The following is a 24611-nucleotide window of genomic DNA, read 5'->3' on the forward strand; positions in this document are numbered from 1 at the left end:
TTTCCCCTGGGGGGCGGCGCCTAGAGTTCAGCCCATGGACGACGCGGAGTGCGGAGTCCGGTGCAACGAACCGAGAGAGGAACCGCCATGAACACCCTGATCAAGACCACCCTGATCGCCGCCTCCTTCCTGGCCGCCGGCGCCACCTTCGCCGCCGAGTCCACCGAAAAGACCCGCGCCGAAGTCATCGCCGAACTGCAAGCCGCCCGCGAATCCGGCGAGATCGCCTCGCTGAGCGCCGAGCAAGCCGGCGTCGGCGCCCTGAACAACGGCATCAACGCGCCGACCTCTGCCCAGATCGCCGCCAAGAAGGCCGCCCAGAAGACCGCCGCCAAGAAGGGCGCGTCGAACGAAGGCAACGCCGCCAAGTAAGGCGCTCGCTTCCCCCTCGACACTGCCGGGGCACCGGCCGGCCAGGGGGAACGAAAAGAAAAGGGACACCTCGCGGTGTCCCTTTTTGCATTCGTGAGGCCGGGTGGCGGGCCGGCCCGCCTGTCTTCAGCCCTCGCGGCGCAGCGCGGGGAAGAGGATCACGTCGCGGATCGACGGGCTGTCGGTGATCAGCATCATCAGGCGGTCGATGCCGATGCCGCAGCCGCCGGTCGGGGGCATGCCGTACTCGAGCGCGCGGATGAAATCGGCGTCGAAGAACATCGCTTCCTCGTCGCCCGCGTCCTTGTTGGCCACCTGCGACTGGAAACGCGCCGCCTGGTCCTCGGCATCGTTCAGCTCCGAGAAACCGTTCGCGTACTCGCGGCCGGTGATGAACAGCTCGAAGCGCTCGGTGATCGTCGGGTCCGCGTCGGACGCGCGCGCCAGCGGCGACACCTCGACCGGGTAGTCGACGATGAAGGTCGGCTCCCAGAGCTTCTCCTCGACCGCCGCCTCGAACAGGCCGAACTGCAGCGCCGACAGGCCCCAGTGCTTCGGCGCTTCCTCGCCCAGTGCCTTGAGCTTGGCGCGCAGCACCTCGGCGTCGTCCGCCTCGGCCTCGCTCACGCCCGCGTGCACGATCAGCGACTGGCGCACCGACAGGCGCGTGAACGGCTTCTCCAGGTCGACCGGCTTGCCGGCGTAGGTGACCTGGGCGCTGCCGGTGGCGGCGCGCGCGGCGTGGCGGATCACTTCCTCGGTGAAGCTCATGACCTCCTGGTGGGTCCAGTAGGCCGCGTAGAACTCCATCATCGTGAACTCGGGGTTGTGCCGGACGCTGATACCCTCGTTGCGGAAGTTGCGGTTGATCTCGAAGACCCGCTCGAACCCGCCCACCACCAGGCGCTTCAGGTAGAGCTCCGGCGCGATGCGCAGGTACATCTCCTGGTCCAGCGCGTTGTGGTGGGTGATGAAGGGCTTGGCGTTCGCGCCGCCCGGGATCGGGTGCAGCATCGGCGTCTCGACTTCCAGGAAGCCGTTCTCGACCATGTACGACCGGATCGAGGACACCGCCTTGGAACGCGCGACGAAGCGCTCGCGCGCCTTGCCGTCGGAGATCAGGTCGGCGTAGCGCTGGCGGTACTTCTGCTCCTGGTCGGCCATGCCGTGGAACTTGTCCGGCAGCGGGCGCAGCGACTTGGTCAGCAGGCGCAGCGTCGTCACCTTGACCGACAGCTCGCCGGTGCGGGTGCGGAACAGGGTGCCCTCGGCGCCCAGGATGTCGCCCAGGTCGAAGTGCTTGAAGTCGTTGTAGACCTCCTCGCCCAGCGCGTCCTTGGACAGGAACAGCTGGATCGCGCCGGTGGCGTCCTGCAGCGTGGCGAAGCTGGCCTTGCCCATGATGCGCTTGAGCATCATCCGGCCGGCCACCGTCACGGCGACCGCCTTGGGCTCGAGCTCCTCGTTGGTCAGCTCGCCGTACAGCGTCTGCAGCGGCTGCGCGCGGTGCTGCGGCTTGAAGTCGTTCGGGAAGGCCGCGACCCCCTTGGCCTGGGCTTTCTCGCGGATCGCGGCGAGTTTCTCGCGGCGTTCGGCGATCAGCTTGTTCTCGTCTTGGGCGGGCGCCGGCGTGTCGGCGCCGTTCTGGGGGTCTTGGGACTGGCTCATCGTGGGCTGCAAAAAAGGCAGGGCGCGATTTTAGGCTTTTAAAATCGCGCGCCATGTCTCAGTTCCCCATCCTGGACCGCCCGGTCCGCGTCGCCCTGGTCGGTTGCGGCCGCATTTCCAAGAACCACGTCGACGCGCTGACCCGCCACCAGGGCCGCGCGGAACTGGTCGCCGTCTGCGACACCCGGCCCGAGGCCGTCCAGGCCGCGCTCGCCCAGACCGGCCTGCCGCCAGAACGCGGCTTCGCCTCGCTGGACGCGCTGCTGGCGGGCTCCGACGCCGACCTCGTCGTGCTCGCCACGCCCAGCGGGCTGCACGCGCAGCAGGCCATCGCCTGCGCCCGCGCCGGCCGCCACGTGCTCAGCGAGAAGCCGATGGCGACCAAGTTCGAGGAAGGCCAGGCCATGGTCCGCGCCTGCCGCGACGCCGGCGTGAAGCTGTTCGTCGTCAAGCAGAACCGGCTGAACGCCACCGTGCAGCTGGTGAAGAAGGCGCTGGAGCAGGGCCGCTTCGGCCGCGTCTTCATGAGCACGGTCAACGTGTTCTGGACCCGCCCGCAGAGCTACTACGACGCCGCCCGCTGGCGCGGCCGCTGGGACATGGACGGCGGCGCCTTCATGAACCAGGCCAGCCATTACGTCGACCTGCTGGACTGGCTGGTGGGGCCGGTGGACAACGTCCACGCCTACACCGCCACGCTGGCCCGCGACATCGAGGCCGAGGACACCGGCGTGCTGGCCCTGCGCCTGCGCCACGGCGGCCTGGCCAGCATCAACGTGACGATGCTGACCTACCCGCAGAACCTCGAGGGCTCGATCACCATCCTGGGCGAGAAGGGCACGGTCAAGATCGGCGGCACCGCGGTCAACAAGATCGAGCACTGGGCCTTCGACACGCCGCACCCCGACGACGAGCTGGTGAAGAACGCCAGCTACGAGACCACCAGCGTCTACGGCTTCGGCCACGCGGCCTACTACGACAACGTCATCCAGACGCTGCGCGGCGAGGCCCAGGCCCAGGTCGACGGCTACGAGGGCCTGCGCTCGCTGGAGCTGCTGATCGCCGCCTACCGCAGCGCGCGCGACGGCCAGCGCGTCGGCCTGCCGCTGGTGTTCTGACATGGGGTTCTGGCAACACGCCTCGGCCGTCGTCGACGACGGCGCCCAGCTCGGCGACGGGACCAAGGTCTGGCACTTCAGCCACGTGTGCGCCGGCGCGCGCATCGGGGCGGGCTGCTCGCTGGGGCAGGGCGTGTACGTCGGCAACGACGTGACGATCGGCGCCAACGTGAAGATCCAGAACAACGTGTCGGTCTACGACGCTGTGACGCTGGAGGACGACGTGTTCTGCGGCCCGTCCATGGTCTTCACCAACGTCTACAACCCGCGCTCGGCGGTGCCGCGCAAGAACGAGTACCGCCGCACGCTGGTCAAGCGCGGCGCGACGCTCGGCGCGAACTGCACCATCGTCTGCGGCGCGACGATCGGCGAATACGCCTTCGTCGGCGCCGGTGCCGTCGTCAAAGGCGACGTCCTGCCCCACGCGCTGATGGTGGGCGTGCCGGCCCGCCAGATCGGCTGGATGAGCCGGCACGGCGAGAAGCTCGACCTGCCCCTCCACGGCCACGGGCGCGCGACCTGCCCGGCCAGTGGCGACCGTTATGAACTCGACGACCGGACGCTGGTCCTGGTCGACGCGCTTGCGTCCCCCGCGACGACCCAGGAGCCCCGGGCATGAGCCTCCCCTTCATCGACCTGCAGGCCCAGTACGCGGCGCTGAAGACGACCATCGACGCCCGCATCCAGCGCGTGCTCGACCACGGCCAATACATCATGGGCCCCGAGGTCAAGGAGCTGGAGACGGCCCTGGCCGCCTACGCCGGCGTGCGGCACTGCATCACCGTGGCCAGCGGCACCGAGGCGCTGCTGATCGCGCTGATGGCGATGGACCTGCAGCCCGGCGACGAGGTGATCACCACGCCGTTCACCTTCGCCGCGACGGCCGAGATGATCGTGCTGGCCGGCGGCGTGCCGGTGTTCGTCGACATCGAGCCCGACGGCTGCAACCTCGACGCGACGCGGGTCGAGGCGGCCATCACGCCGCGCACGAAGGCCATCATGCCGGTCAGCCTGTACGGCCAGGTGTGCGACATGGACGCGATCAACGCGGTCGCGGCCAGACACGGCGGCATCCCGGTCATCGAGGACGCGGCGCAGTCCTTCGGCGCCTCGTACAAGGGCCGCAAGTCCTGCGGACTGTCGACCTGGGGCGCGACCAGCTTCTTCCCGAGCAAGCCGCTGGGCTGCTACGGCGACGGCGGCGCGCTGTTCACCGACGACGACGCGCTGGCCCAGGCCGCGCGCGAGATCCGCGTGCACGGCCAGAGCCAGCGCTACACCCACACCCGGGTGGGCGTCGGCGGCCGCATGGACACGCTGCAATGCGCGGTCGTGCTGGGCAAGCTGGAACGCTTCGACTGGGAGATCGAACGCCGCCTGGCGATCGGCGCGCGCTACCAGCGCCTGCTGGCCGAGCTGCCGCTGCGGCGCCTGGCGGTGCGCGAGGACCGCGACTGCGTCTGGGCGCAGTTCACCGTGCAGGTCGAGGGCCGCGAGGCCGTCGTCGACGCGCTCAAGCAGGCCGGCATCCCGACCGCGATCCATTACCCCCGGCCGCTGCACCGCCAGCCGGCCTACGAGCAGCGCTGCCGCGTCGCGACGCCGCTGCCCCACGCCGAGGCCGCGGCCCAGCGCGTGATGAGCCTGCCGATGAGCGCCGACCTGAGCGAGGCGCAGCAGGACCAGGTCGTGGCCGCGCTGCGCGCCGCGCTCTCCCGCCCGGACGGCTCCCTCTCCCGCACTGCGGGAGAGGGCAGGGGTGAGGGTCGTCATCCCGCTCGGTCGACCTGAAGAAAGCTTCCCCGATGCTGATCGGCTACACGCTGGACGCGGTGCGCGCCCGGATCCGCGCGCGGATCGCGGCGTGGCTGGGCCTGCGCGTCGGGGTCCGGGCGCAGATCCACCCCGGCGCGCGCGTGCGCTCGGGCTCCGGCAGCGCGCTGGGCGACGGCTCGATCCTGTACCGCGACGTCCAGGTGCTGGCCACCGGCGACGGCCGTTTCACCATCGGCGCGCGCAGCCACGTCGCCCCCGGCGGCTACCTGCTGGTCGGCGGCCAGCGCCTGGCCATCGGTGACGACGTCGCCATCGGCCCCGGCCTGATGCTGTTCTGCGAGTCCAACGCGGTGACGGCGCACGGCCTGTTCCGCGACCACTACCGGCGCGCCGACATCCGCATCGGCTCCAACGTGTTCCTCGGCGCCCGCGTGACGGTGTTGCCGGGCAGCGTCATCGACGACCACGTCGTCGTGGCGGCGCACGCGGTCGTGCGCGGGCACCTCGCGAGCGGCTGGGTCTACGGCGGCGTCCCCGCGGCGCCGCTGCACCGGATCGACGGCGCCCGGGCGCCGTCGGCCGCGTCGTGAAGGGTCACGTCGCCGGCGCGCTGCGCTGGCGCGACCTCCCCGCCGCGCTGCTGCACTGGCTGCGGCGCGGCGACGCCAGCGCCGAGGATTTCCGCGCCGCGTTCGCCGCCAGCCTGCGCCTGGACCCGGCGACGGCCGGTGAGGTGCGGCTCTTCGGCACCGGCCGCGCGGCGCTGCACGCCTTCGTCGCGGCGCTGGACCTGCCGCCCGGCTCCGAGGTGCTGCTGCCCGGCTACACCTGCGTCGTCGTGCCCAACGTGTTCATGCACCTCGGGCTGGCGGTGCGCTACGTCGACATCGCGCGCGACGACTTCAACCCGTCGCCCGCCGCGATCTCCGACGCCATCGCGTCGGCGACGCGGCTGGTGGTCGTGCCGCACAACTTCGGCCTGGTCACCGAGGGCCTGGACGTGCTGCGGGTGAAGCATCCCGACGTCGTCTTCGTCGAGGACGCCGCCCATGCCTGGGGCAGCACCGACGCGATCGGCCGCACGGTGGGCACGCTGGGCCAGGCGGCCTTCTTCAGCTTCGAGTACTCGAAGCCGCTGACCACCGGCATCGGCGGCGCGCTGGTGATCCACGACCCGGCGCTGCGGGCGCGTTTCGCCGCGCGCATGCCGGCGCTGCGGCCGCCGTCCTCCGCCACGGTGGCCAAGCAGCTGCTGACGCTGGGCTGGCACCGGCTGACGATGAACCTGCCGCGGCCGGCGCTGACCGCGCTGACCGCGCTGCTGCGCGCGCCGTCGCGGATGCTGGGCGTCGTGGCGAAGACGCCGGACAGCGAGGTCGCGGGCGACACGCAGCCCGACTACCGCGCCGGCCTGCATCCGCTGAGCGCGGCGATCGGCCTGACGCAGGCGCGCCGCCATGAGGAGATCCACGCGCAGCGCCGCGCGCAGGCGCAGGACTACGACGCGCTGCTGACCCGCCTGCCGGGCTGGGAGTCGCCGGTGCGGGCGCCGGGCGCGGTGCTGCTGCGGTATCCGCTGCTGCTGTCCGACACGGCGACGCGCGACGCGGCCGTCGCGGCGCTCGAGGCCGCGGGCATCGTCGGCGGCACCTGGTTCGACGACGTCGTGCATCCGCGCGGCAGCCGGCGCTTCGGCTACGCCGAGGGCGACTGCCCGAACGGCGAGCGCGCCGCGCGCACCGTGCTGAACCTGCCGCTGGGCCGCCACGCGCGCCTGGGCCCGTCGCAGCGCGCCGCGGTGCGCGCGATCGCCGAACGCCATGGCGGGCTCGTCCGATGACGGTGCGCCGCCGCTTCGCCCAGCTCGCCGGCGCGTCGATGCTGACGCAGGCGATCCCGATGCTGTTCGCGCCGCTGCTGACGCGCTGGTACGGCGCGGAGGCGCTCGGCCACTGGGCGCTGTTCGTCGCGCTGGCCGCCAACCTGGCCACGATCGCCAACGCGCGCTACGAGTTCGCGATCGTCCTGCCCCGCCGCGATGGCGAGGCCGCGCTGGTGCTGCAGCTGGCGCTGTGGATCGCGCTGGGCGTCGGGCTGCTGACCGCCGCCGGCGCCGGTGCCTGGCACCTGGCGATGGCGCATCACGCGCGGCTCGGCGGGCGCTGGGTGTCGCTCGACCAGCTCGACCCCTGGCTGCTGATGCTCGCGCCGGTGGTGGCGCTGGCGGGCATGCAGCAGGCGCTCAGCCTCTGGAACAACCGCCAGGGCCGCATCGACGCGATCGCCCAGGCCCGCGTGCTGCAGCAGGGCGTGATGGCCGCGGCGCAGGCGCTGGCGGCGCTGGGCGGCTTCGCCGGCGTCGCGGCGCTGGTGCTGTCGCAGAGCCTGGCCGCGCTGCTCGCGCCGCTGTGGCTGCTGGCGCGCGGCAGCCGCTGGCGCCGCGCGACGCGGCTCGACCAGGCCGGCAAGTCCTGGCACTGGCGCCACCTGCGCCGCCTGGCCTGGCGCTACAAGCAGTTCCCGCTGCTCAACAGCCCGCATGCGTTCGTCAACGCGGCGCAGGAGACGCTGGTGCTGGCGCTGATCGCCGCCTGGGCCGACGCGGCGACCGCCGGCTACTACGCGCTGATGGTGCGCCTGGTGAAGGCGCCGGCCACGCTGGTCGGCGGGGCGCTGTCCGAGGCGCTGCTCGGCCAGCTCGCGCGCGACTGGCAGCAGGGCATCGACCTGCGCCCGCGCCTGGTCCGCGGCATCAAGCTGCTGGCGATGGTGGCCTTGCCCTGCATGGCGGTGCTGATCGCCACCGGGCCGGCGCTGTTCGGCTGGCTGCTCGGCGCGGACTGGGCGACGGCGGGCGAGTACGGCCGCTGGCTTGCGCCCTACGTCGCCGCGCACTTCATCGCCGCGCCGCTGACGGTGACGCCGATGGTCACCGGCCGCCAGCGCGGCGCGCTGGTCTTCAGCCTGGTCGGCAACGCGCTGTACGTGCTGCCGGTGGCGGTGGTGCTGAGCGCCGGCGGCGCGCTGACGACGGCGCTGGGCGCCATCGCGGTGCTGCTGCCGATCTATTTCGCGATCTACCTCGCGTGGCTGGTGCGCGGCGCGGCGCCGCGCCCGGCCCTCGACGGAGTGCCTGCATGAGACTGGTCCTGATCGGGGACGGCGAGAGTCCCCACCTCCTGAAATGGGCGCGCGCGCTGTCGCAGCAGCGCGAGCTCGAGCTGTGGGCCGCGTCGACCCGCGGCTTCGCGCCGGAGTTCCACTTCCTGATCCCCGAGGACCGCCGCCTCGCGCTGAACACCGACCCGGCCCATGCCGGCGGCAACATCGCGGTGCTCAAGCAGCTGCCGGCGCTGGGCGCCTGGCTCCGCAAGGTCGATGCCGACTGGCTGCACGCGCACTACCTGACCTCGCACGGCACGTTGGCCTGGGCCGCGCGCCGCGGCTGGAAACTGCGCGCGCGCATCGCCGGCTCCGCCTGGGGCAGCGACATCCTGGTCACGCCGGAGCAGGGCTGGGCCTATCGCTGGCTGACCACGCAGGTGCTGAAGGCCTGCGCGATCACGACCTCCGACTCCGAGCACATGAGCGAGCGCATGCGCGAACTCGGCGCCGGCGAGGTGATGACCTTCCCCTTCGGCCTGGAGCAGCTGCCCAAGCAGAACGTGCGCAAGCAGCCCTGGCTCTTCTACGCCAACCGCGGCCTGGAGCCGATCTACCGACCGCACCGCGTGGTCGAGGTGTTCGCCGCGATCGCCGCGAAGCAGCCCGAGGCCCGGCTGGTCGTTGCCAACGACGGCTCGCTGCGCGGCGCGATGGAGGATCAGGTGCGGTCGCTGGGGCTGGCGGACCGGGTCGAGTTCGTCGGCCGGCTGGACGCCAGCTCGCAGGGGCGCCGCTACGCGACGGCGCGCTGGTTCCTGAGCCTGCCGCAGAGCGATTCGGTGTCGGTGTCGGTGCTGGAGGCGATGGCGCACGAGTGCCTGCCCATCCTGTCCGACCTGCCCGCCAACGACGAGCTGCTGGGCACCGGCGGCACCGGCAGCATCGATGCCGCGCTGCATCCCAACGTCCAGCTGCTGGGCCGGCACGGCCTGATCCTGAAGGACGACGACGACCTTGCCACGCTGGCGGACCGGCTGAAGCTGCTGGCGGGCCAGGCCGACGTGGCCGGCCAGTCGGTCGACGCCGACCGGCTCGGCGCCGCCAACCGCGCCTGGGTCGCCGAGCACGCGATGTTCGGCCCGGCCGTCACCCGATTCATCGAGCGCCTGAAGCGCGCCTGATCTCCACCCCATGAAGCTGCTGCTGATCAACCACTACGCCGGCTCGCCGAAGCACGGCATGGAATTCCGCCCGTTCTACCTGGCCCGCGAATGGGTCCGGGCCGGGCACCAGGCGCTGATCCTGGGCGCGTCCTACTCGCATGTGCGCGCCACGCAGCCCGAGCCCGGCATGGCCGCGATGAGCGGCGTGAACTACCTCTTCTACGACACGCCCGAGTACCAGGGCAACGGCATGGGCCGTGTCAAGAACATCTGGTCGTTCTGCCGCCAGGTCTGGAAGGACGCCGACATCCTGGCGCGCGAGTTCGCGCCGGACGTCGTCATCGCCTCCAGCACCTACCCGATGGACATCTGGGTCGCGCGCCGCGTCGCGAAGCTGGCCAAGGCCAAGCTGGTCTACGAGGTCCACGACCTCTGGCCGCTGTCGCCGATCGAGCTGTCGGGCATGTCGAAGTGGCACCCGTTCGCGATGCTCTGCCAGAAGGCCGAGAACGACGCCTACCGCGATGCCGACGTCGTCGTGTCGATGCTGCCCAAGGTGCACCAGCACATGGCCGCGCACGGCCTGGACCTGACGAAGCTGCACATCGTGCCCAACGGCATCACGCTGGACGAGTGGTCCGAGGACGGCGAGCCGCTCGAGCCCGCGATCCAGGCGCACCTGGACGCCGAGCGCGCCGCCGGCCGCACCGTCGTCGGCTACGCGGGCTCGATGGGCGAGCCCAACGCGCTGGACGTGCTGCTGGACGCGGCGAAACGGCTCCAGGCGAAGGGCGACGCGGCCTCGGCGGCGCTGCGCTTCGTGCTGGTCGGCGGCGGCCACCTGCGCGAGCACCTCGAGGCGCGCGTGCGCGACGAGGGCCTGGCCAACGTCGCGATGTTCCCGGCCATCCCGAAGGCGCAGATCCCGTCGCTGCTCAAGGGATTCGACATCGCCTACATCGGCTGGCAGCGCACGCCGATCTACCGCTTCGGCATCGCGCCCAACAAGCTGATGGACTACCTGATGGCGCAGCGCCCGGTGCTGCATTCGGTGGAGGCGGGCAACGACCCGGTCGCCGAGGCCGGCGCCGGGCTGACGGTGCCGCCGCAGGACCCGCAGGCGGTCGCCGACGGGCTGCTGACGCTCGCCGCCGTGCCGGCCGGGGAGCGCGCCGAGATGGGCCGCCGCGGGCGCGAATTCGTGCTTGCGAACCACACCTACCCGGTGCTGGCGCGGCGCTTCGTCGACGCCGTGTCCTGAGCGCCGCGGCCCAACGTTTTCCGCACTTCCCCGCGCCTGCCGCAGCCCTCACGATCCACGCAGTCCTCACCACGGCCCCGCCGACGACGACATGACGCAAGACCGAGAACTCCAGGCGATCGCCCAGCGCTACGCCCGCCGCGACGAGCGGCTGGCGGGGCTGGAGCGCTACAGCCTGCTGCGCCCGGAGGTCTGGCAGATGCTGCACGAGCGCCAGGCGGCGATGTGGCGGCTGCTGGCGGCGCACCGCGCGGCGCAGGCCGATCCGGCGGCGCCGGTGGCCGGCTGGCGCATGACCGAGGTCGGCTGTGGCGCTGGCGGCAATCTGACCGACATGCTGCGCCTGGGCGTGCTGCCGCAGCACCTGACCGGCATCGAGCTGCTGCCCGAGCGGCTGGAGGCCGCGCGCGCCACGCTGCCGCAGCAGGTGCGGCTGCTGGCCGGCGACGCGTCGCAGGCCGACATCGAGCCCGGCAGCCAGGACCTGGTGCTGCAGTCGACGGTGTTCTCCTCGATCCTGGACGACGCGCTGCAGCGCCGGCTGGCCGGCGCGATGTGGCGCTGGCTCAAGCCGGGCGGCGCGGTGCTCTGGTACGACTTCATCGTCGACAATCCGCGCAATCCCGACGTCCGGGGCGTGCCGCTGCGGCGGGTGCGCGCGCTGTTCCCCGAGGGCCGGACGACGGTGCGCCGCGTCACGCTGGCCCCGCCGATCGCCCGCGCCGTGTGCCGCCTCCATCCGGGCGCGTACCGCGTCTTCAACTCGATGCCCTTCCTGCGCAGCCACGTGCTGGCGCTGATCACCAAGACACCATGAGCCAGAACCCCGATCAGAAGCTGCCGTTCCTGCCCTTCGCGCTGCCCGAGCTGGGCGACGAGGAGATCGCGGAAGTCGTCGACACGCTCAGGAGCGGCTGGATCACGACCGGCCCGAAGGCCAAGCGCTTCGAGCAGGCCTTCGCCGAGTTCCTCAAGGAGCCGCAGATCGAGTGCATCGCGGTCAACTCCGCCACCGCCGGCCTGCACCTGGCGCTGGAGGCGCTGGGCATCGGCCCCGGCGACGAGGTCATCACCACCACCCACACCTTCACCGCCACCGCCGAGGTGGTGCGCTACGTGGGCGCGGACGTGAAGCTGATCGACATCGACCCGGCGACGATGAACCTGGCCATCGACCAGATCGAGGCCGCGATCACGCCCCGCACCAAGGCCATCATCCCGGTCCACTACGCGGGCCTGGCGGTCGACATGTTGTCGGTGCTGGACATCGCGCGGCGGCACGGGCTGAAGGTGGTCGAGGACGCGGCGCACGCGCTGCCCACGACGCTGGAAAAGGAGCTGATCGGCACGATGGGCAGCAACGCCACGGTGTTCAGCTTCTACGCCAACAAGACGATGACGACCGGCGAGGGCGGCATGCTCGTCACCCGCGATGCGGAGCTGGCCAAGCGCGCCCGCGTGATGCGGCTGCACGGCATCAACCGCGACGCGTTCGACCGCTTCACCGCCAAGGTGCCGAGCTGGTACTACGAGATCGTCGCCCCCGGCTTCAAGTACAACCTGACCGACATCGCCGCGGCGATGGGCCTGCACCAGCTCAAGCGGCTGCCGGCCTTCCAGCAGCGCCGGGAACAGATCGCCGCGCGCTACTTCGAGGCGCTGGCCGACCTGCCGCTGATCCTGCCGCCCAAGGCGCCGGAAGGCGACGTGCACAGCTGGCACCTGTACGTGCTGCGCCTGTCCGACGCGGCGGAGGTGTCGCGCGACGTCTTCATCGAGCGCATGTTCGAGCAGGGCATCGGCTGCAGCGTGCACTACGTGCCGCTGCACCAGCACCCGTACTGGAAGGAGCGCTACGGGCTGACGCCGGAGATGTTCCCCGAGTCGCAGAAGGCCTACGAGCGCACGGTGACGATCCCGCTGTACACGGCGATGACCGACGCGCAGGTCGAGCGCGTGATCGACGCAGTGCGCCGCAGCCTGGGCCGCTGAGCGCGACCGCGCCAGGAACGGGAACCAGGCAGGGACGGGACAGGCCGATGGCCAAGCGACTCTTCGACATCGTCTGCGCGGGCCTGGGCCTGCTGCTGCTGAGCCCGCTGCTGCTGGCCGTGGCGGCGTGGATCCGGCTGGACTCGCGCGGGCCGGTGATGTTCCGCCAGGAGCGGGTGGGGCGCTTCGGCGTGCCGTTCCGCATCCACAAGTTCCGCACGATGCGGGTGGACGCGCCGCGCCTGGGCCCGCAGATCACCGTCGGCGACGATGCCCGCATCACCCGCAGCGGCCGCTGGCTGCGCGCGACCAAGGTCGACGAGCTGCCGCAGCTGTGGGACGTGCTGCGCGGCGCGATGAGCCTGGTGGGCCCGCGGCCGGAGGTGCCGCGCTACGTGGCGATGTACCCGGCGGAGCTGCGCGAGGTGGTGCTGTCGGTGCGGCCGGGCATCACCGATCCGGCGTCGCTGAGCTTCCGCAACGAGAGCGAACTGCTGGCCCGCGCCGCCGATCCGGAGCGGGAGTACGTCGAGGTGGTGATGCCGATGAAGCTGCGGCTGGCGGCGGACTACGTGCGCAACGCCAGCCTGGGCGGCGACATCCGGCTGATCCTGGCGACGCTGGGCGCGATCAAGGCCTGAGCGGCCCCAGAACAAGAGAACACGATGAACTGGTTGTCCCTGGATGCCTTCCTGACGCGGATCCGCCCCTGGCGGGAGGGCCTGGCGCTGGCGCTGGACATGGTGGCGGTGGCGCTGTCGTGGCAGGCCACCTACCTGTTCCGGCTGGGCTTCGAGCGCTGGTTCGAGGCCCGGCCCGACTACGACCCCTGGGTGATGCTGGGCATCGTGGGGCTGTACGGGGTGTTGCTCAAGGCGTTCCACGTGCCCAAGGGGATGTGGCGCTTCAGCGGCTTCGGCGAGGTCAAGCGGCTGGCGGCGGTGTGCATCGCGGCGGGCCTGATCGCGGCGGTGGCGGTGCTGATGGCGCAGCTGACGAAGGTGCCGCGCGCGGTGCTGGCGCTGCATCCGGTGTTCACGCTGATGGCGCTGGCGACGATGCGCATGGGCTACCGGATGCTGTACGAGCACATGCGCAGCCGCATCAGCGGCAGCGCGCAGGAGCAGCGACGGGCGCTGGTGATGGGCGCGGGCGACGCGGGGCGGCTGCTGGTGGCGGGGATCCAGTACCAGCAGGGCTGGGTGGTGGTGGGTTACCTGGACGACGCGCCGGAGAAACGCGGCGCGCGCGTGGCCGGCGTGCCGGTGATCGGGACGCTGGAGGACGCGACGCGGCAGGCGGACCTGCACGGCATCACGCACGTGATCGTGGCGATGCCGGGTGCGACGACGGCGGAGCGCCGGCGCGCGCTGGACCTGGCGGGCAAGACGGGGCTGGCGGTGCTGACGGTGCCGAGCAGCCAGGAGCTGCTGGCGGGCCGCGCGGTCAACCAGGTGCGCGACATCGAGCCGGAGGACCTGCTCGGGCGCGAGCCGGTGGAGCTCGACGAGGGCGGCATCAGCGAGTGCGTCGGCGGCAAGACGGTGCTGATCACGGGCGCGGGCGGGTCGATCGGCTCGGAGCTGTGCCGGCAGGTGGCGCGTTATGGCCCGTCGAGGATCGTGCTGTATGAGCTGAGCGAGTTCGCGCTGTACCGGATCGAGCAGGAGCTCGGCGAGAAGTTCCCGCACATCCCGCTGGTGCGGCTGATCGGGGACGTGAAGGATCTGGAGCACCTGCGGTTCACGTTCGGGAAGTACCGGCCGCAGATCGTCTTCCACGCGGCGGCTTACAAGCATGTGCCGTTGATGGAGGAGGAGAACGCGTGGGGATGCCTGCGCAACAACGTGCTGGGCACCTATCGCGCGGCGCTGGCGGCGATGGAGGTCGAGGCGGAACGCTTCGTGCTGATCTCCACCGACAAGGCGGTGAATCCGACCAACGTGATGGGGGCGAGCAAGCGGGCGGCGGAGATGGTGTTGTCCTCCCTGGCGGGATGCGACGGCACCACCCGAATGATGGCGGTGCGCTTCGGCAACGTGCTCGGCTCCAGCGGCAGCGTGATCCCCAAGTTCAAGGAGCAGTTGGCCAAGGGCGGGCCGCTCACGGTGACACATCCGGAGATCACGCGCTACTTCATGACGATCCCCGAAGCCGCGTCGCTGGTGCTGCAGGCCGTGGCGCTGGCGGAGAACGGGCAGGTCTACGTGCTGGACATGGGCGAGCCGGTGCGCATCGTCGATCTCGCGCGCAACCTGCTGCGCCTGAGCGGCCACCGCGACACGGCCATCACCTTCACCGGGCTGCGTCCCGGAGAGAAGCTGTACGAGGAACTGCTCGCGGATTCGGACCAGACGCTGGCCTCGCCGCATCCGCGCCTGCGCATCGCGCAGTTGCAGGACACCGTGCCCGAGGACTGGCTGCGGGCGCTGACCGGCTGGCTGGAGGCCCCGGACAGCGGCCTGTCGGAGCGGGACGTGCGCTTGCGCACGAAGACCTTCGTGCCGGAGTACGCGGCGCGCTGAGCCGGTCCGCCCCGGTCCGCCCCGGTCCGCCCGGGCAAATCGCGGACAATGCCGGCCACGCGGCGCGGCCGCCCCTTCCCCGCGGGGCCGGGCCGCGTCACGAAGAACCCCCAGGAGAGGACTGCCTTGTCGACCATCGCCGCCGCAGCGAAACGCCGACCGCGCGCGCGCGCGGTCGCGTGGATCGCCTTCGCCGCCGTGGTGGCGGGCATCGGCCTCGCGGCGTCGCTGCGGGACGAGCAGGGCCTGGTACGCCACGCCTTGCACGCACTGGACCGGCGCTGGCTGCACGAGTCGCTGATGGACGGCCTGGCCCGTTGGAAGGGCGACGAGGACTGGCGACGCGCTGCACCGCTGCCAGGCCCGCAGGACGACGCCTGGACGCGGGCCGGCGGCACGCCGCTGCGTATCGGGCATGCACTGGGCGAGGCCGGTCGGCCGACCGCCAATTCGCTCGCGGCGATGGCCCGCGGACACGCCGAAGGCATCCGGGTGTTCGAGACCGACCTGCGCCTGGACGGCGACACGATGAGCTGCCAGCACGACGAGGCGCCCGCCGGGACGGTGGTGTCCGGGACGGACCGCGACTGCCGGTTGGAGACGCTGCTCGCCGCCTTGCCGGCCGACAGCTGGCTGATGCTCGACATCAAGACCGATTTCGAGGCGGCCGGCGATCACGTGGCGCGCGTGCTGCGTCGGACCGGGCAGGCGCCGCAGGTGATCTTCCAGCTCTACCGGCCAGAACACCTGGCGCTGTTCAGGCGCTGGCAGGCGGACTTGCCGCTGGCGGCCCCGCTCGTCACCGCCTACCGCAGCCATCGAGCGGTCGACCACATCGCGGCGGCCCTGGCGGAACGTGGCGTGCGGGACCTGACGCTGCCGCTGGAGCGGCTGCCAGCGTTGTCCCATCGCCCGGCGGGCTTGCGCGTGCACGTGCATCCGGTGCATGGCTGCGAGGCGCTGGCCGCCGCCCAGGCCGGCGGGGTCTTCGGCGTGTACGTCGTCAACGGCCTGCGGTGTCCGGAGTGGGTCCATGGCGGCTGAGCCGATGTTCGCCTGGCACCGGCTGACGCGTCGGTCCGCCGGCCCTCGGCCGGCCGGGTCACGCCTGGCGTGGCGGTGGCTGACGGTGATGATCGCGCTGCAGGCGCCCAGCTGGCTCTGGCAAATGGCCACCGGCAACCTGAGCTTCGAGGAGCGTCCGCTCTTCAACCTCGACCTGGTCGTGGCCGCGATCGTCGCGTGTTTCAGCACATGGCTGGGACTGGCCGCGCTGGGGGGCGCCTGGATCGCGGAAGGCCTGCGCGCCGCGGCGAAGAACTATCACTTCATGTCGGTGTTCGACTTCGTCGACGCCGGCCGGTTCGCCAGCCTCCTCAGCCTGGGCCAGTTCGTCACGGTCGCCAGCGTGGCGGCTGCGGCGGTCCTACTCCTGTGCGCATGGACCGTGTTGCGGCAGGCGCGCGGCCGGCCGCGGTTGGCGCTCGCGTTGGCGGCGGCGCTGCTGGTGCTCCCGCTGCTGGACGGCGTCAATGGCTCGCTGCGCGTGGCGGGCCTGGGCGCCGACCAGTCCCTGGTGCCGATGAACGTCGCGGGCAGCCCGGCCTGGAACATCCTGAACGGCCTGCGTGCCGGCCTGTACAGCGACGCGGCGCCACGCCCGTCGGAGGATCCGGCCGCCTTCCACCGCATGCGCGACTGGCACGCCGCGCATCCGGGACGGAGCGTGCTGCTGGTGCTGGTGGAGTCGATGGGCCTGCCGCGCTCGTCGTCGCTCGCCGCCTGGCTCGCGGGACGGCTGGACACGCCCGCGCTTCGCGGCCGTTGGCGCCTGAGCGCTGGCAGCGAGCCGTTCTCCGGCAACACCACCTCCGGTGAGCTGCGGGTGCTGTGCGGGCTCCGGGGGCATTACTCGCGGCTGACGGATGCCCTGGCCGCGGGTTGCCTCCCGGCACAGTGGCGGCGCGACGGCATGACCGCCGCCGCGCTGCATGGCTTTCACCTGCGCATGTTCGACCGTCGCGACTGGTGGCCGCGCATCGGGCTGGAGCCTTGGAATGGCCGCGTCCGCGAGGGCTCCGTGCCGGAGGTCGGCTGCAATCGGGCCTTCCCCGGCCTGTGCGACCGGCCCCTGTTGCGCGAAGCCGTCGCCCAGGCTGGCGAGGCGCCGGGCCGCTTCATCTACGCGTTGACGCTGGACACGCACCTGCCCGTTCCCACCCCCGCCGCGCCGATCGATCCGGTGTTGGCCACCTACTGCGAGGACACCCGCACGCCGCTGACGGCCTGCGAGTTCGTCGCCCGCGTCGGCGGCGTGCTGGACACGCTTGCCGTCGAACTGGCGGCATCGGACGCGACCCCGCTGGTCGTCGTGGTCGGCGACCATTCGCCGCCCTTCGCCGAACGCGCCAATCGCGACGCTTTCGACCCTTCCCGCGTGCCGTTGTTCGTCCTGGAGCCCGCGCCCTGAATCCGCAGCCGGCCCTCGCCAGGCCTGTCGACGTGTCGCCCCCACCTTTCCCGTCCATCCTCATGACTTCTCCGGAAACCTTGTCCTTCTCCATCGTCAGCCACGGCCAGGGCGGCCTGGTCCGGCCGCTGCTCGAGGAGCTGGCGCGCTGGGCGGGCGACCGCGCGCAGGTGCTGGTCACGCTGAACCTGCCCGAGGACGAAGGCTTCCTGTCGGGCCTGCCCTATCCGGTGGAGGTGCTGCGCAACGCCGAACCCAAGGGTTTCGGCGCCAACCACAACCAGGCCTTCGCGCGCAGCCGCGGCGAGCGCTTCGTCGTGCTCAATCCGGATCTGCGCCTGATGTCGGTCGACCTGGAGACGGTGCTCGCCCCGCTCAGGGAAGCCGGCATCGGCGCGAGCGCGCCGGTCGTCGTCGGTCCGGACCGCGTGGTCGAGGACAGCGCGCGGCGTTTCCCCTCGGTGGCGCGCATCGCGCACCGCGTCGCGCGGCGCCTGCGCGGCCTGCGCAATCCTCCGGACTATGACGTGGGCGCCGCGCCCCGCACGGTCGTGGACTGGGTGGCCGGCATGTTCGTGGCCTTCCGGCGCGATGCCTACGCGGCGGTGGGCGGCTTCGACGAGGCCTATTTCATGTACCTCGAGGACGCCGACATCTGTCGCCGCCTGGGTCGACGCGGGTGGGCCACGGTGGTCGTGGGCACGCAGGTCATGCACGACGCGCGGCGGGCCACGATGAAGAACTGGCGTCACCTGCGCTGGCATTCGCGCAGCATGGCCCGCTTCCTGTGGCGGGGCTGAGCGCCCGCCGCCGCCGGCCCGGATGACCGCGCCATGTTGTTCCGCAACATCCTCGCCAACTACATCGGGAAGCTCTGGGGCATCGTCTCCATCTACCTGTTCGTGCCCTTCTACATCCGGCTGTTGGGGGTGGAGTCCTACGGCGTCATCGCGTTCCAGAACGTGGTCCTGGCGCTGATGCTGATGGCCGATGCGGGTCTGGTGCCGGCCTTCGGGCGCGAGATGGCGCGCAGCCAGGACCGGGCCTACCTGCGCACGCTGTTGCGTACGCTCGAGACGCTGCTGCTCGCCGGCTGCGCGCTGCTGGCGCTCGTGGTCGCGCTGGCCCGGGACTGGATCGCGGCGCACTGGCTCAAGGGGTCCGATCCGGCGCTGCTGGCGCTGTGCATCGCGCTGCTGGGCGCCACCACCGCGACGCAACTCGCCATGAGCCTGTACAGCGGCGGCCTGATGGGCCTGCAGCAACAGGCGCGCGCCAATGGCTACGCGGTCGCCTTCAGCATGGTGCGGTCCGGGCTGGTGCTGTTGCCGTTGTGGTTCAAGCCGGACCTGCGCGTGTACTTCGCCTGGCAGCTGGGCGCGGCGCTGCTGTTCCTGGCATTGCTGCGCCACGCGCTGTGGCGGGAGCTGGGCGGAGGCGCTGGGGCGCGGTTCGAGCCCCGCAGCCTGCGGGGCGTCTGGGCGTACGCGTTGGGCATGATGGGCATGGCGATCGTCGCCGCGCTCAACACCCAGATGGACAAGCTGGTCACCAGCTTCGCGCTGCCGCTCAAGGACTACGCCGTCTACTCGCTGGCCGGCATCGCCGCGCAGGCGCCGGTCATGCTGACGCTGCCGGTCGCGCTGGCGCTTTTGCCCCGGCTGACGCAGCACGTGGAGCAACAGCGGCGCGCCGAACTCACCAGCGAGTACCTGGGCTACGCGCGCCTCATCACGATCGTCGCGGTCGCGACGACCGCCTTCGCCTGCCAGTGGGCGGCGCCGTTGGTGCGGCTGTGGACGGGCGACGCGGACCTGGCCGCGCGGACCGCGCCGGTGCTGCAGGTGCTGATGCTGGGCTCGCTGCTGTTGAGCTTGCAGCTGATGCCTTACCACCTGTCGCTGGCCCACGGCCACAACTCGACCAACCTGAAGCTGGGCGTCGTCTTCCTGGTCGTGAACCCGGTGCTGACCTATGTGCTGAGCCAGCGCTTCGGCCTGCTCGGCGCGGCCACGCCCTGGGTGTTCATGAACCTCGTCGCGCTGGTCTGGCTCGGGCTGGCGCTGCACCTGCGCTTCGTGCCCGATGCGCTGCGGGACTGGGCCTGGCGCGCCGTGACGCTGCCGACGGCCGCGGTGGGCAGCGGCGTGCTGGCCGCCGGCGCGGCGGCGGCGCAACTGCGCCACCTTGGCCTGCCCGAAGGCGCCGCGCTCGGCGTGGCGATGGCGGCGACCGCCAGCGTCGTCGTTGCCTCGGCGCGGCGCCAGGTGCTCGCCCTGCTGCGGTCGCGCCATGGTGGCCGCGCTGCCTCCGCCTCCGCCCCTGTCCCTGTCCCCGATTCCAAACCGGCGCCCGTCTCGGGCCCCGATCACCCATGAACACAGCCCCCCTCCTGTCCATCATCGTCCCGACCAAGGATCGTTATGAGACGCTCCTGCCCGTGCTGCGGGCCCAGCTCGATACGCTGGACGACGCGCGCGTGGAGATCGTCGTGCAGGACAACTCGGCCCATCCGATGCCGGCCGGCGACTTCGCGCGCGAGATCGACGATCCGCGCGTGCGCTATCGCCACACGGCCGAGGCGTTGTCCATCGTCGGCAACACGGTCGAGGCGATCGAAGCCAGTCGCGGCGAGTTCCTGATCTTCATCGGCGACGACGACCTCGTCTCGCCGCACGTGATGAGTTTCGTCGAATGGATGAAGCGCATCGGCTGCGAGGCGCTGTCGTACAGCGCCGGGCGCTACTGGTGGCCGACGGTGAAGTTCGACCGCGAGACGATGTACCACCGCCCCGGGGCCTTCTGGCTGGCAGGCTCGCATGATGGGGCCGCCCGGCGGATGTCCGCGCGCGGCGAGCTCGACCGCATCCTGCGCATCGGCGGCGTCAACTATGGCGAGCTGCCGCGCTTCTATCACGGCATCGTCTCGCGGGCATCGCTGGAGCGCATCAAGGCGCGCGCCGGCACCTACGTGCCGGGCGCATCGCCGGACATGGCCTTCAGCGCCGCGCTCGCGCTGGTGATGGACGACTATCTCTACGTCGAGTACCCGATCAGCATCTTCGGCGCATCGCGCAACAGCGGCGGCGGCATGACCGCGGCCGGCCGTCACTATGGCCGCCTGGAGGACCAGAAGCATCTGCCGCGCGAGACCGTCGAGCAGTGGGATCCGCTGATCCCGCGGGTCTGGTCGGAACTGACTATCTACCCGCAGACGCTGCGCGAGGTAGGCCGTCGATTCGGCCAGGACCTGTCGGTCGACTACGACGCGTTCTATGCTTCGGCGCTGGTCACCGAACCGCACATCTGGCCGCATCTGAAACCCTGCCTGGCCCGGCGCTACGGCGCGGCGCCGTGGCGGCTGCCCCGGCTGCTCGCGCAGGTGGTGAAGAAGGTGGGCGGACGGTTGCGCCGCGCAGCGCGATCCTCCGGCCGCGGCGGCATGGACGTGGAACTGCACCTCTTCGACAGCATCGGCGCGGTCGCCGGCTTCCTGGCCGGCGATCGGTTCAGGCCGGACCTGGAGGCCCTGGACGCCCTGCAACGCCCGGCGTCGGGCCGTCGCGCATGAGCGCGGCTTCCCGGGTGAGGGTGCGGGTGCTCGACAGCGGCAAGGCCGGTGGCGATCACTTCGAATTCAATCGCGGCGTGCTGGAGGCATTGCGCGGCGCAGGCGCCGACGTGACCTTCCATGGCTGGCGGTCGATGACGGCGGCGCACGCGCCGGTCATGGCGGAGCCAGCGGCCGGTGTCGCCGGGCGGGTGCGCGCGCGACCGTACTCGCTGGCAGGCGTGGAGGATCTGCCCACGCGCTGGGGACGCGCCGCCACCAAGCTCGGCAGCCTGTGGCCGACGTTCAACGCGCTGCGTGGCCGCGACCGGCTGGTGGTCGCCTACGCCGCGCCCGTCTCCCACGTGCTGCTGGCGCTGTCCAGCCGCTGGCGCCGCGCGCCGACGGTGGTCTTCCTGCATGCGGAGGTCGAGTTCCTCAACAGCGGCCTGGGGCCACGGCTGGTCGGCGAGAAGCTCATGACGCTGGCGTTGCGCCTGGCGTCGCCGCGGCTGCGCTATCTCATGCTCACCGACGAGGGCGTGCGGGTGCTTCGCGAGCGCGGCGGCACGCGCGCGCGCCTGGCCTTCTGTCCTCATCCGATGAGCGACCGGGTGTTCGCGGCGCCGGCCGGACCGGTCGCGACACCGCGGGCCGGGGCCTTTGCGATGATCAAGAAGGCCGCCGACGTGGCGGCGGTCCGGCAACTGCTGCGCGGGCTGCCGGGCTCCGCTCACGGCACCGGCGTGGACGCCGGTCCGACTGCTTGCCGCTTCAATGGCGAGGGCGTGATCGAGGCCGGCGACACGGATGCCGATGCGGTGCTCGCGCGCAAGCGCTTCCTGTCCCGCGAGGCGCTCGAGGCCGGGTTGCGCGCGGCGCGGTGGTTCCTGTTCCCGCCCGGGCCCTCGGAGTACGCGTTGACGGCCTCGGGCCTGGCCTGTTCGGCCGCCGCGGCGGGCGCGCGCGTCATCGGCCAGGACAATGCCTTCATGCGCACCTATGCCGCGCAGTACCCGCAGGCGTTCTCGATCGCGGGCGCGCCGGAGGCCTCGATGCCGGGCGAGGCCGTGGACAACCTGGCGCAGCTCGCCGACGTGTTGCTGGCGGCCGACGGCGGCTGAAGGACCGGGCGCGCGGACGGCCCCGGCCCGGCTCAGGCCGCGCTGTCGACGATAGCCTGGCGGTAGGCGGCGTAGGCGCCGGACGGATCGAGTGCCCCGGCGTGGCCGGCAAAGGCGCCGGCGGTCAGGCACAGGCGCGCCATCGCCTCGATCGACGGGACGCGCAGTCCGCCACGGCGCCAGAGACGCGCCGGCATGCCGGTGAAGGCCTGCCGGGTGCCCACCACGGGGATGCCGGCCGCCCAGGCCTCGATGGTCTTGAGCTTGATGCCTGCGCCTCGCAGCAGCGGCGCCAGCAGGGCGGCCTCGTCGAAATCGCGCATCTCACCATAGCGCGCGGTGACGCGCAGGTCGAGTGAGCGCACCGCCGGGTGCGCGGCGCGCAGCCGTTCCATGAACTGCTCGCTACCGTGGCCCGCCACATGGAACTCGGCTGTCGCGGTCGCTTCGCCACGCGCCAGGAACTCGGCGCAGGCGAGAAGGAAGGCCTGTGCCCCCTCGGTGTTCTCGGCGCGGGTCCAGTTGCCCACGAGCAGCCAGCGGCCGGGACTCGGCGGCACGGTGCGTGGCGCGGCCGGCGGGGTGATGACGGGCACGACCTCGGCCGGACGCCGATGCAGCAGGGCCAGCGCGCGGGCATCGTCGAAGGAGAAGGTCGCGTTCAGCGTCGCCCCGCGGATCGCCCACCGCTCGAACGCGGCGCAGCGACGCTTGTCGCGGCGAACGTCGCGCGACTCGTCGCGCTTGAGGCTGGGCACGTCATGCCAGACCAGCACGCAGCGGCTGCCGGCGAAGGCCCAGCGATAGAGGAAGGCCGCATGGTGGTTCAGCACCACGACGTCCGGCCGCAGGCGCCAACGGGCCCAAACGCAGCGCAGCAGCAGCCAGGGAGAGGCGCGGAACAGGAACTCCAGCCAGATCCGACCCGACATTCGCCCCCACTGGACGAACAGCGCGGCGGGCAACGTCGCCAGCGCGAACGCCAGCATCGAGGTGCCGACGCCGGGATTGAGGTCGAGCTGATGCGGGCGGCACAAGCCCCGTTCACGCCAGCGCGTCAGCAGGGCCTGCGTCGCGGTGTTGCCGCCGGAGGGCACGTCGGCGCGGATCGCATTCACCAGGAGCACGCAGCGCCCCGTCACCAATTCATCGAGCGACATCGCGCTGCTCAAGACTGCACTCCTCGGGGGGATCGTGATCGGAGGGCGGCGCGTCGCGGCCACCCAGGGGCTCATCGCGGGCCGCGCGCGGATTTCGGGATGAACACCGCCACCGTCATCATGAGCATCGTCATGACGACGAAGAAGTACAGCACGCCCGACATCTCCGACGGCACCCCGCTCATGATCGGGTAGGCGAGCAGGCCCACCGCCAGCCGCACCACCTTGGGGGAGTCGAACTGGCGCGCCAGCCAGAGGGTCGAGGCCGTCACCAGCAGCGCCGCGGCGAGATTGGCCGCGGCCACGAGCCAGGAGACGTGGTTGGCGATCATCAATTCACCCACCGACCCGGTCATGTACGAGAAGTTCTCGATGCCTTCCCCATTCATGTTGATCAGCATCAACTGAGGGGTCTGCGGCGGATTGAAGCCGGCCCCGAGGAAGGTGGACAGCGTCTGAAGGTAGTAGTAGCTGGGCACCAGTTCCTTCGATGCCACCGAGAAGTGCGCGCTGTTCTCGTAGATCACCGCGGTGTTCGTGAGCGATGACATCCGGCCGGTGAACAGGCCCGCGGCGATCGCGGCGATCGTCTTCTCCTCGGAGAACTCGGTCTCGCGCAGCGTGTTGCGCCACTGGTAGAGCGTCGCGATCAGGAAGGGCGCGGCGAGCAGCACGGCCAGCGTGGCCAGCTTGCGGCGGCGCACGAAGGCGACCACGTCGTTGAAGTACTTCAGGACGAAGATGATCACCAGGTACAGGAACACGCCGATGCCCGCGCGTAGCAGACCGACGACGACCATCAGCAGGATCGTCGTCCACTCCAGCTTCCACGACCCGCGGGGCAGCATCACGATCAGCAGCGCGCCGAGATAGAACGGCTGGAAGCGGTTGAGCAACAGCACCAGGATCTTCATCGGGCCGCCGACCTCGTACGGATCGCCGCCGATGATGCCCACGCCGTATCGCCACGTGACGAACGCCTGCAGGGCCAGCGTCAAGGGCACGAACACCTTCAGGAAGCCCATCGCCGTGCTCACCGCCAGCAGGGGGCGGGTCCGGTCGAAACGGCGGCCCAGGCGCGCGAGCACCAGGAACGGCAGTGTCGTCAGCACGAACATGCCGAACAGCGCCAGGGTGCTCATGCGCACGGGGACGCCGTAGAAGTCGCCGTTGTACTCGTCGGTGACCAGCGAATAGATCAGGCTGACGACGTTGAAGACGATGAACAGGCCGATGACCGCGCGCGTGCCCGCCCATTCCTCGCGGGTGGCGGGGCCGGCAGGCGGGATCGGCGGCGTCGACGCGGTCATCGGGCGTTCAGCGGGTC

22 protein-coding genes are annotated in these 24611 nt (G+C 71.4%); 19 read left to right on the plus strand and 3 right to left on the minus strand.

The genetic code is table 11. The features are described from left to right. Positions 1 to 87: 87 nt before the first annotated feature. A complete protein-coding gene (locus tag N5D62_RS01765) occupies positions 88 to 372 on the plus strand; it encodes a DUF4148 domain-containing protein (protein ID WP_279755687.1) in 285 nt (94 codons plus the stop codon). A 126-nt stretch (positions 373 to 498) separates the two neighbouring features. Here N5D62_RS01765 and lysS read toward each other — a convergent pair whose 3' ends face one another. Beyond that, positions 499 to 2040: a lysine--tRNA ligase gene (gene lysS, locus N5D62_RS01770; protein WP_279755689.1), complete on the minus strand. Its 1542-nt coding sequence runs from the start codon at positions 2038 to 2040 to the stop codon at positions 499 to 501. 53 nt (positions 2041 to 2093) lie between these two features. Between lysS and N5D62_RS01775 the strand changes: the two genes are divergently transcribed. The 18 genes from N5D62_RS01775 to N5D62_RS01860 all read left to right on the plus strand — a co-directional run bounded on the left by N5D62_RS01775 (position 2094) and on the right by N5D62_RS01860 (position 22124). After that, positions 2094 to 3158, plus strand: a complete 1065-nt coding sequence (locus N5D62_RS01775; RefSeq protein WP_279755690.1) for a Gfo/Idh/MocA family oxidoreductase — start codon at positions 2094 to 2096, stop codon at positions 3156 to 3158. Between the two features lies 1 nt (position 3159). Continuing rightward, the gene (locus tag N5D62_RS01780; RefSeq protein ID WP_279755692.1) at positions 3160 to 3777 is read left to right on the plus strand and encodes an acyltransferase; all 618 of its coding nucleotides are present in this window, start codon (positions 3160 to 3162) and stop codon (positions 3775 to 3777) included. Next, positions 3774 to 4949 (plus strand): DegT/DnrJ/EryC1/StrS family aminotransferase, encoded by a 1176-nt coding sequence (locus N5D62_RS01785; protein WP_279755693.1) that lies wholly within the window; start codon positions 3774 to 3776, stop codon positions 4947 to 4949. Before N5D62_RS01780 ends, N5D62_RS01785 begins: the two co-directional genes overlap by 4 nt. A gap of 14 nt (positions 4950 to 4963) precedes the next feature. Continuing rightward, positions 4964 to 5524 carry a hypothetical protein gene (locus N5D62_RS01790; RefSeq protein ID WP_279755696.1) on the plus strand — a complete coding sequence of 187 codons (561 nt, stop codon included), beginning with the start codon at positions 4964 to 4966 and terminating at the stop codon, positions 5522 to 5524. Then, positions 5521 to 6774, plus strand: coding sequence for a DegT/DnrJ/EryC1/StrS family aminotransferase (locus N5D62_RS01795; RefSeq protein WP_279755697.1), 1254 nt, complete (start codon positions 5521 to 5523; stop codon positions 6772 to 6774). Before N5D62_RS01790 ends, N5D62_RS01795 begins: the two co-directional genes overlap by 4 nt. Continuing rightward, positions 6771 to 8075: an oligosaccharide flippase family protein gene (locus N5D62_RS01800; RefSeq protein ID WP_279755699.1), complete on the plus strand. Its 1305-nt coding sequence runs from the start codon at positions 6771 to 6773 to the stop codon at positions 8073 to 8075. The genes N5D62_RS01795 and N5D62_RS01800 overlap by 4 nt, the downstream gene beginning before the upstream one ends. After that, positions 8072 to 9220 carry a glycosyltransferase gene (locus N5D62_RS01805; protein WP_279755700.1) on the plus strand — a complete coding sequence of 383 codons (1149 nt, stop codon included), beginning with the start codon at positions 8072 to 8074 and terminating at the stop codon, positions 9218 to 9220. The genes N5D62_RS01800 and N5D62_RS01805 overlap by 4 nt, the downstream gene beginning before the upstream one ends. A gap of 10 nt (positions 9221 to 9230) precedes the next feature. Continuing rightward, entirely contained in the window at positions 9231 to 10463 is a 1233-nt protein-coding gene (locus N5D62_RS01810; RefSeq protein ID WP_279755701.1) for a glycosyltransferase family 4 protein, read from the plus strand. A gap of 91 nt (positions 10464 to 10554) precedes the next feature. Beyond that, positions 10555 to 11280 carry a class I SAM-dependent methyltransferase gene (locus tag N5D62_RS01815; protein ID WP_279755702.1) on the plus strand — a complete coding sequence of 242 codons (726 nt, stop codon included), beginning with the start codon at positions 10555 to 10557 and terminating at the stop codon, positions 11278 to 11280. Continuing rightward, positions 11277 to 12455, plus strand: coding sequence for a DegT/DnrJ/EryC1/StrS family aminotransferase (locus N5D62_RS01820; RefSeq protein WP_279755705.1), 1179 nt, complete (start codon positions 11277 to 11279; stop codon positions 12453 to 12455). The genes N5D62_RS01815 and N5D62_RS01820 overlap by 4 nt, the downstream gene beginning before the upstream one ends. A gap of 47 nt (positions 12456 to 12502) precedes the next feature. Further along, entirely contained in the window at positions 12503 to 13096 is a 594-nt protein-coding gene (locus N5D62_RS01825) for a sugar transferase (RefSeq protein WP_279755706.1), read from the plus strand. Between the two features lie 24 nt (positions 13097 to 13120). After that, entirely contained in the window at positions 13121 to 14980 is a 1860-nt protein-coding gene (locus N5D62_RS01830; RefSeq protein WP_279755707.1) for a nucleoside-diphosphate sugar epimerase/dehydratase, read from the plus strand. Positions 14981 to 15106: 126 nt separating this feature from the next. Then, positions 15107 to 16024, plus strand: coding sequence for a hypothetical protein (locus N5D62_RS01835; RefSeq protein ID WP_279755708.1), 918 nt, complete (start codon positions 15107 to 15109; stop codon positions 16022 to 16024). Continuing rightward, the gene (locus N5D62_RS01840) at positions 16014 to 17450 is read left to right on the plus strand and encodes a hypothetical protein (RefSeq protein ID WP_279755709.1); all 1437 of its coding nucleotides are present in this window, start codon (positions 16014 to 16016) and stop codon (positions 17448 to 17450) included. Before N5D62_RS01835 ends, N5D62_RS01840 begins: the two co-directional genes overlap by 11 nt. Positions 17451 to 17512: 62 nt before the next feature. Continuing rightward, a complete protein-coding gene (locus tag N5D62_RS01845) occupies positions 17513 to 18250 on the plus strand; it encodes a glycosyltransferase (RefSeq protein WP_279755710.1) in 738 nt (245 codons plus the stop codon). A gap of 33 nt (positions 18251 to 18283) precedes the next feature. Then, positions 18284 to 19828 carry a lipopolysaccharide biosynthesis protein gene (locus N5D62_RS01850; RefSeq protein WP_279755711.1) on the plus strand — a complete coding sequence of 515 codons (1545 nt, stop codon included), beginning with the start codon at positions 18284 to 18286 and terminating at the stop codon, positions 19826 to 19828. Continuing rightward, a complete protein-coding gene (locus N5D62_RS01855; RefSeq protein ID WP_279755712.1) occupies positions 19825 to 21021 on the plus strand; it encodes a glycosyltransferase in 1197 nt (398 codons plus the stop codon). The genes N5D62_RS01850 and N5D62_RS01855 overlap by 4 nt, the downstream gene beginning before the upstream one ends. Next, positions 21018 to 22124 (plus strand): hypothetical protein, encoded by a 1107-nt coding sequence (locus N5D62_RS01860; RefSeq protein WP_279755713.1) that lies wholly within the window; start codon positions 21018 to 21020, stop codon positions 22122 to 22124. Before N5D62_RS01855 ends, N5D62_RS01860 begins: the two co-directional genes overlap by 4 nt. Positions 22125 to 22156: 32 nt before the next feature. Here N5D62_RS01860 and N5D62_RS01865 read toward each other — a convergent pair whose 3' ends face one another. Further along, positions 22157 to 23296 (minus strand): glycosyltransferase, encoded by a 1140-nt coding sequence (locus tag N5D62_RS01865; protein WP_279755714.1) that lies wholly within the window; start codon positions 23294 to 23296, stop codon positions 22157 to 22159. A 59-nt stretch (positions 23297 to 23355) separates the two neighbouring features. Next, positions 23356 to 24594: an oligosaccharide repeat unit polymerase gene (gene wzy / locus N5D62_RS01870; RefSeq protein ID WP_279755715.1), complete on the minus strand. Its 1239-nt coding sequence runs from the start codon at positions 24592 to 24594 to the stop codon at positions 23356 to 23358. Positions 24595 to 24611: the final 17 nt, after the last annotated feature.

Source organism: Mitsuaria sp. GD03876, assembly GCF_029840635.1.
GTDB lineage: Bacteria > Pseudomonadota > Gammaproteobacteria > Burkholderiales > Burkholderiaceae_C > Roseateles.